This is a genomic window from Butyricicoccus sp. (genome assembly GCF_050872565.1).
Taxonomy (GTDB): domain Bacteria; phylum Bacillota; class Clostridia; order Oscillospirales; family Butyricicoccaceae; genus Butyricicoccus_A.
The window spans coordinates 1-1,035 of sequence record NZ_JBNMHC010000532.1 but is presented as its reverse complement, the minus strand read 5'-3'; the positions used below and the strand labels follow the sequence as shown (position 1 = coordinate 1,035).

General features: G+C 55.1%; 1 protein-coding gene. It reads left to right on the top strand.

Annotated elements, in window-relative coordinates; all coding sequences use genetic code 11:
• Positions 1–1,035, top strand: a 1,035-nt coding sequence (locus ACR0P9_RS13145; RefSeq protein ID WP_432620864.1) for a stage IV sporulation protein A, incomplete at both ends; no start/stop codon positions are given.

Here is a 1,035-nt window from a genome sequence, read left to right as displayed (position 1 = left end):
CTATACGAAGATATTAGCCGCCGCACCGGCGGCACCATTTATATCGGCGTTGTCGGGCCGGTTCGGACGGGAAAATCCACGCTCATCAAGCGATTCATGGAAACGCTTGTGCTGCCCGGCATCGACAACGTATACCGGCGTGAACGCGCCAAAGATGAACTGCCGCAGTCCGGCTCCGGTCGGACAATCATGACCGCCGAGCCGAAATTTGTGCCAGAAGAAGCTGCCGAAATCGCACTGGATGATGATGGGACATGCAAGATTCGACTGGTCGATTGTGTTGGGTATCTCATTGACGGTGCTTTGGGTCAAAGCGAAGAGGATGCCCCGCGCATGGTATCCACGCCATGGAGTGATACGCCCATTCCTATGGCGCAAGCCGCCGAATTGGGCACGAGAAAGGTCATTTCTGACCACTCAACCATCGGTCTGGTGGTCACGACAGACGGTTCTGTGACGGATTTTCCGCGCGAAGCCTATCTGGATGCAGAGGATCGCGTCATTCGGGAGCTGAAGAGTCTGCACAAGCCCTTTCTCGTTCTCGTCAATTCCATGCAGCCAAATGATGCCGATGCCCAGCGCATCTGTCAGCAAATTTCCGATTCCTATGACGTCACCGCCATTGCCGCAGACTGCATGAACATGGACACGGAAGAAATGGGTGCTGTGCTCAAAGCAGTGTTGTATGAATTTCCCGTGCGCGAAGTCGGCATTGTTCTGCCGCCATGGGTCAACACACTTCCCTCCGGTCATCGCGTCAAAGAAGCCGTTTATGACGGCATCCGCACGCAGGCAAGCCATATAGATCGAATGCGCGGCATGAAAGCCTGTGCCCAGGCGTTGGCGCAGACCGAATATGTATCCGATGCACAGGTTCTCTCGATGGAACTGGGCACCGGCAGTGTGCGGCTGGAAATGCGCATTCCGCAGGAGATTTTCTATCAGATCGCTGGGGAGCAGTCCGGTTTGGCTATTCACGGAGAACAGGATCTCATTCCTCTGCTCACCAAGCTCGCCGCCGTGCAAAAAGAATAT